The 7,078-nt window shown below is 34.9% G+C and carries 6 protein-coding genes; 3 read left to right on the top strand and 3 right to left on the bottom strand.

Annotated features, from left to right (window positions below):
• Positions 1-207 precede the first annotated feature (207 nt).
• Both rpiA and B154_RS0121275 read right to left on the bottom strand, forming a co-directional pair.
• Positions 208-891, bottom strand: coding sequence for a ribose 5-phosphate isomerase A (rpiA, locus tag B154_RS0121280; protein WP_018616384.1), 684 nt, complete (start codon positions 889-891; stop codon positions 208-210).
• Positions 892-1,049: 158 nt separating this feature from the next.
• Positions 1,050-2,732: an NAD+ synthase gene (locus B154_RS0121275; protein ID WP_018616383.1), complete on the bottom strand. Its 1,683-nt coding sequence runs from the start codon at positions 2,730-2,732 to the stop codon at positions 1,050-1,052.
• Positions 2,733-2,809: 77 nt separating this feature from the next.
• On the opposite strand from B154_RS0121275, the gene gldB reads away from it, so the two are divergent.
• On the top strand, positions 2,810-3,823 hold the full coding sequence (gene gldB / locus B154_RS0121270; protein WP_033412285.1) for a gliding motility lipoprotein GldB: 1,014 nt from the start codon (positions 2,810-2,812) through the stop codon (positions 3,821-3,823).
• A gap of 109 nt (positions 3,824-3,932) precedes the next feature.
• Here the strand turns inward: gldB and apaG are convergent, their stop codons facing one another.
• Entirely contained in the window at positions 3,933-4,319 is a 387-nt protein-coding gene (apaG, locus tag B154_RS0121265) for a Co2+/Mg2+ efflux protein ApaG (RefSeq protein WP_018616381.1), read from the bottom strand.
• 572 nt (positions 4,320-4,891) lie between these two features.
• On the opposite strand from apaG, the gene B154_RS0121255 reads away from it, so the two are divergent.
• Positions 4,892-6,136, top strand: a complete 1,245-nt coding sequence (locus tag B154_RS0121255; protein ID WP_018616379.1) for a DUF4476 domain-containing protein — start codon at positions 4,892-4,894, stop codon at positions 6,134-6,136.
• 25 nt (positions 6,137-6,161) lie between these two features.
• Positions 6,162-6,950 (top strand): tRNA pseudouridine(38-40) synthase TruA, encoded by a 789-nt coding sequence (gene truA, locus B154_RS0121250; protein WP_018616378.1) that lies wholly within the window; start codon positions 6,162-6,164, stop codon positions 6,948-6,950.
• Positions 6,951-7,078: the final 128 nt, after the last annotated feature.

Raw genomic sequence — 7,078 nt, 5'->3', positions numbered from 1 at the left:
CCAACCGGGAGAGTAGGTAGCCGCCATATTTATTATTCTTTAGACCCTTACAGTTTTTAAACGTAAGGGTCTTTTGATTCTAACTCAAACGTAAACGGTAGCGTTAAAAATAATCTGGGTGTAAATGATAAAGATGTGTGTGCGATTTTCTTCAATAAAAGCGCTTGCTATAATTAAGATTTTGTAAAGAGGAAGAAAAAGTTTTATTTAGCTGCGTTCCAAAACCTCTACTTCTTTTGCGTTAGCGATGATAGCTTTGTTTGCCATCATATAAAACAAAGAAGTTTCTACAACTCCTGTTATTGTTTTCAAAACAGGATTGATTATAGCAAGGTCGGGCCATTTATCAAACCATATATCTAAAAGATAGTTTCCATTTTCTGTTAGAACAGGACCTTCCCTTTTATCATTTATCCTAAATTCTGCTTTTACTCCCTGAAAAAGCATTTGAATTTTTGTTGCAGCAAATACTTCTGCTTCCGGAAGAATCTCAATAACTAAGGGAAAACGACTATCAAGATTATCAACAAGTTTTGTTTCATCTCCCATTAATATAAATTCATCAGACATAGACGCTAACAACTTTTCGTGTGTATGTATTCCGCCTCCACTCTTCAATGCATTCAATTTTTTGTCAACCTGGTCACACCCATCAAAATAAATATCAATCTTATTTAAAGAAGATAATTGCAAAACCGGGAGCTTGTTTTTTAGTAATAATTGGTTTGTGGTAAACGAGGAAGTCACCACTTGGATATTTAACCCATTTTCTATATTTTTCTTTAAAAACTCAATAGCGTGTGCTATAGTCCTTCCCGCTCCTAAGCCAACTATACTTTTGTCTTTTATCATTGAAACGGCTTTAGCCGCGGCTTCTTTTTTCAGATCCATATTAGTTGTTATTATCTAAAAAAAACAAATTCCGGTAAAATAAAGTTACCCTGTTATTGCAGTAACTAACGTGCAGTCAGTATCCCCCAAAAAAAATAAATTTTCAGTATATCTATCCAACTTTAATTAGTTTCTGGAAGTTTCTTTAACCCTAGTATTTATGAAAGGTACTTTCCTACAATAGGCACCCTTCTCCCAACTCCAAATGCTTTAGGGCTAACTCTTATAATCGGACAAAATTGGTTTCGTTTATATTCGTTCGAATTAACCAATTTTAGAATGCGATCAGTAAGTGCGCTTTCAAATCCCTGATTCTTAATTTCCTGCGGACCTTTGCGCCTCTCTATATACTGGTATAAAATTTCGTCGAGAATGTTGTACTCTGGCAAGCTATCCACATCTTTTTGATCCGGTCTTAACTCAGCACTGGGTGCTTTATGAATAATATTATCTGGAATTATTTCAGTATCTCGATTAATATATTCTGCAAGTGCATATACCTGTAATTTATAGCAATCACCCAGCACACCTATTCCCCCTGCCATGTCTCCATACAACGTTCCATACCCTGTTGCCAATTCACTTTTGTTAGATGTATTTAATAAAATGTAGCCAAATTTATTTGCTATACTCATTAATATATTTCCCCTCGTACGGCTCTGTATATTTTCTTCAGCAATGCTGAAAGGTAAATCTTTAAAAATGGGTTTTAATGTAGATAAAAACGATTCGTAAATGTCAGCAATCTTTATAATGTCATAAGGATTCCCAAGGTTCTCACTTAATTTCACGGCATCATTTACAGAATGTTCTGTGCTGTAGGGAGAAGGCATTAAAATAGCTCTAACATTTTCTTTACCTAGAGCTTCACAAGCAAGTGCAAGTGTCACTGCGCTGTCGATACCTCCGGAAGAACCAAGAATTGCCTTGGTAAAACCCATTTTTTGAAAGTAATCTTTAATTCCATGAATTAAAGCTGTATAAATTACTGGTATATTTAGCTTAGGATCATATTTTAATGGATTGGGTTTGATATGGGTGATAGGTTTTATATAATCGTAAGTACTTTCAACTACACTTCCGTCATCATTTAGCGTAACTCCCTCAACCGCTTCTTCAAAAGACGGTAAAGCCTTGCACAAGTTGCCTTCTTTATCAAATATCAATGAAGCGCCATCAAAGACAATTTCGGTTTGGCTTCCTACCGCGTTACAGTAAAACATTGGAAGCTTGTACCTTATTACATTTGATTTGATTACTGATTTTCTTTCCTCTTCATGTATATAATCAAAAGGAGATGCACTGAGATTTATCATAACATCAGGATTCTGCTCCATCAGTTTGTCCATCGGGCAAATGCGATACAAAGGATTATCGTTAATATTCCAGATATCTTCACAGATTGTCACAGCAAGTCTTTTGCCTTTAAACTCAAGCACTTTCCAATCAAAAGCTGGTTCGAAATATCGATATTCATCAAATACATCATAAGTGGGCAAAAGGGTTTTGTGAACCTCGCCCTTTATCTCTTTTTCATACAGAAGAAAAGCAGCATTAAAGAGATCTTTTCCTTGTACAACAGGGTTTTTTGCAGGTGAGCCCACTAATACTCCTATAGTATCTGCATGCTGTTTTATCTCATCAATTGCCTGGTAACATTTATTAATGAAGTCATTGAACTCGAGGAAGTCACGCGGGGGATAACCACAAATACACAATTCGCTAAAAACGACCAGGTCAGCTCCGCCGGCTTTTGCTTTTTCAATCGCGGAAATAATTTTTTCAATATTTTTTTCGAAATTCCCTATGTGATAATTCTGTTGTGCCAGTACAATTTTCATGGTTAAAGATTTCTATAATTATATTTCACGCTATAAAGTTCGTGCCTTAATGTAATTTGCCCCAAAAGATTATTTTTATGAAGAGGTTTTGCTGGTATCTCTTAATTATCATAATGATTAGCAGTTGCAAGGGAAGAAAAGTTCCGGATGTTTCCGGCATAAAAGTGCATTTGCAATTGCAGCGTTTCGAAAGAGATTTTTTTTCAATCGATACAAATCATATAGATGAATCTCTGCAGCAACTACACCAAAAATATCCTTCTTTTCTGCAGGATTTTATTTTTAATATACTCGCACTTCCTCCTCAACCTGATAGTGCTTCAGCTGTTGACCAGGAGGTTAAAGCTTTTATTAGTTCTTATACACCGTTAAATGATTCTGCTAAAAAGCTATTTGCAGATGTAAGTGCTACTGAGAAAGAGGTCACAAGGGGGTTGCAGTTTGTGAAGTATTACTTTCCATCTTATAAGCTGCCGACTAGACTGATTACTTTTATCGGGCCAATTAATAGCTATGGAAATATATTAACGACCGATGCGCTTGCTGTAGGACTCCAACTTTACATGGGAAAAGGTTTCTCCTTGTATCAAAGTGAGGCAGGGCAGGAGTTGTACCCTGCTTATATTTCAAAAAGGTTTGGGAAAGAGTATATTCCTGTAAATTGTATTAAAACTATTGTAGACGATATCTTTCCAGATAACAACGCAGGCAGACCATTAGTAGAACAAATGATTCAGGCGGGGAAAAGATTATACGTTCTTGATCAGCTTATGCCTGATACGCCAGATACTTTAAAGACAGGATATACGAAAAAGCAATTAGAAGGATGTTACGCGAATGAACAAACTATTTGGACCTTTTTTGTTCAAAACGATCTTTTATTTTCAACAGATCCATCAGTTACAAAAGACTATATGAATGATGCTCCCCAAACACAGGTATTTGGAAAAGAGTCGCCGGGTTTTATAGGCCAGTTTTCAGGATGGCAAATTGTAAAAAAATGGATGGCGAAAAATGATAAAGTCTCTTTAGAACAATTATTACAAATAAATCCTAAAACCATTTTTGAGCAAGCTAAGTATAAACCTTAATTATTCGGTAATTGGGAGAATAAGCAATTGTGACATTATATAGAATAGGTTACTATATCTGCTTAATTCATCACTAATTTAAACTTTATCAAGAGGTGTTTCCTGAGAGTTAATTCATTTTATAAGGCACTACCATCTCGAAAGCAGGAATATTAACTTCAAATGTTTTCTTATTGTTTAGATTTTCCATCACATATTTTCCAAACATTTTTCCCATTTCAGTTCGCAGGTTACAACCACTTACATATTGAAATTGTTGTCCCGGTTGCAATAAAGGTTGTTGCCCTACAACACCTTCACCCTCTACCTCCCGGTATTCTCCATTGCTGTCAAAGATATGCCATTGTCTCCGATGCAGTTGAACTGGAAAGCTATTGTGGTTTTCGATGGTGATACGATAAGCAAACATAAACTCACTATTAACCGGATTACTATAATCTGGCTGATAAAATGTTTCCACGCTTATTTGTACTCCCTCAGAAAGTTTCGATATCATACGAGGTCGTTTGAGTAAAAATAGATAAAAAATTATAAGGTAGACCAACAAAGTTTATGCAAAAACTCTACCATATCTTCTTTACATCATTATTAATCATTTGATTTTTTAAACAATATTCTCTTTAACACCATTTCAGGCAGTACGTATAAAACAGTTAAGAATGGAAAGCGAAATAATATAATATAAATTAATTATGCGTATTGGCGTTTTGTTCTTATAATATTGCATTATCTTTTGAGAACGCTTGCATAATTTTCTTATCCAAATACTTGAGTTGTTCCTTCATTGCCGAAAAATCATTCTTCGAAATGCAGAGTTTGCTTTTTAGTTTTTAAGCTTTCAATTGCCTGTTAGCTTCATCCTTAAACGCGGGTTCAAACGTAGAAATGTAATCTCTAAAAGTTATGATCTTATCTATGCCTTTTTTAAAGTTTTCTGCCAATAACTGTTATATTATTTTTTTTAAAGTTTTTATAATAAACGGCAAACGTACCATTTCTTAATATTAAAGCACTTTTATTTAGCTTTGTCGTATTCGTAAACGTGATAAATCTTTTAATACTGTTTAAATGAAGTACCTGCTAATTATATTTTTCTTTACTTTTTGTTCGTTTGCGCTTTTTGCTCAGGAAAAGCATTTTGTTTTCATTCAATCGGACAACAATCAACCTTTTTATGTTTCTCTAAATGGAAAATTGTATAGTTCAACCGCAACCGGGTACGTGATTATTCCAAAACTTACCGACGGTAACTATAATTTTTCTATTGGTTTTGCCAAAAACGCCTTTCCCGAGCAGAGCTTTCAATGCGAAATAAATAATAAGGACCTCGGGTTTAACTTGAAGAATTTTGGTGAGAAGGGTTGGGGACTTTTTAATCTTCAGTCCCTGTCTGTTACAATGGCCGAAGAGGGCAGGACAGATAATATAAGTAAAGCATTAAGTGAAAAAGATGTAGCAAAACAAGATCTTGATCCTATAATTTCTTTCGATAAAAAGAAGACAAATTCTTCAGCTTCTCCTAGTACGGCAAAAAATTCTGATAGTGCAAAAGATAGTCAGGATGTGAACAACGACACCTCAAAAGAAGTAAAAACTAACGACGTTGCTGAAGCCAAAGGAAATAATAACGCTTCTGGAGATCCGAATGCAAGTGAAAAACCAGCCGAAAAAGATAATGTTGAGGAAAAACACGGTGTTGGGAATGACGTAAACAAAGTTTCAGAAATGAAAGAGGAAGACGGCTTACATATGGCTTATTCTGATCGTAATGGTAAAGATACCGACACTATTCACGTCATTATTCCGGCCGATAAATCTCAATCAAATACTGAAAACAAGATTTCATCAACTGAAACAGACAACACTAAAAGTACCGATGTTGCTGCAACTGAGCCATCTGCTTTAAAAGAGGCAGCTAAAGACAGTTTAAAGTTTCTTGATGTAAATATGGATAAATCAAAAAAAGATGGTAGCGAAAAATCTTCTGCATCAGAAAATAATGCATCAGAGATAATAAACAGCCAATGTAAAAATATTGCAACCGATGAAGATTACACACGCTTAAGAAGAAAAATGGCGATGGAAACAACAGATGAGAAAATGATTAACGCAGCAAGAAAAGTTTATAAAAATAAATGCTTCACCACCAGGCAAATTAAAAGTCTGTCTACTCTGTTTTTATCTGACGAAGGAAGATATAATTTTTTTAATGCTTCTTATAATTCAGTAGCTGACGTTTCGGAATATCCCACGCTACAATCTGAATTTATTGATCCTGCATTTATAGATCGTTTTAAAGCGATGCTTAAATAGGATTGAAAGCTATTAAACGTTGTACATGAGGTATTTTCTTGAAGTAAGTTATAAAGGAACTAATTATGCTGGTTTTCAAATACAGAAAAATGCAGTAACAGTACAGGGAGAGATTGAAAAAGCATTAGCTACTATATTTCGGCTGAATGTTAATTTAACAGGCGCTTCCAGAACGGATGCGGGCGTTCATGCCTTACAAAATTATTTTCATTTTGACATTGATTTCGAATGGCCGGGGCAAACTTTATATAACCTAAATGCAATTTTGCCAAATGACATTGTTATAAAGGCAGTTACTCACGTTCCCGATAATGCTCACTGCAGATTTCACGCCATTTCAAGGGAGTATTCATATTATATTTATTTTTTAAAAAATCCGTTTTTGATAGAAACGGCCTGGTTTTACCCGTACAAACTACACATAGAAGCACTGCAGGAAGCGGCCTCTTCCATTCGTAACTATACCAATTTTACATCTTTTTCAAAAAGAAATACCCAGGCATATACTAATCTTTGCACAATAACCAAAAGTAATTGGCTGCACGATAACGACAGGTTGATTTACAACGTTAAGTCTAATCGTTTTCTTCGAGGCATGGTTAGGGGGTTGGTGGGAACGATGTTACAGGTAGGTAGGGGAACCCTTTCCCTCTATAATTTCAATAATATTATTGAAGCACATGATTGTACTAAAGCGAATTTTTCAACTCCGGCAAAGGGACTTTTTTTAACCGCTGTTGAATACCCTTCTTCAATTCTTCCCCCTGATTCTCAAAAACGTGTTTCTCTTTCAGTATTAAACGGAAAAAGATAATTTCTATAACATGTATATTCTAGTGCTTTTAGTCTGGTTTTTGCAATTCAAACTCTAAAGAAAAGTGAAAGGGGGTTGGGTTTGTGAGATAAATATTTTCGGGTTAATTTTTTAGTGTTATATTTGCT

This window comes from Segetibacter koreensis DSM 18137 (assembly GCF_000374045.1).
Taxonomy (GTDB): domain Bacteria; phylum Bacteroidota; class Bacteroidia; order Chitinophagales; family Chitinophagaceae; genus Segetibacter; species Segetibacter koreensis.
The sequence above is the reverse complement of the archived record's forward strand: the minus strand, read 5'-3'. Positions and strand labels throughout refer to the sequence as shown.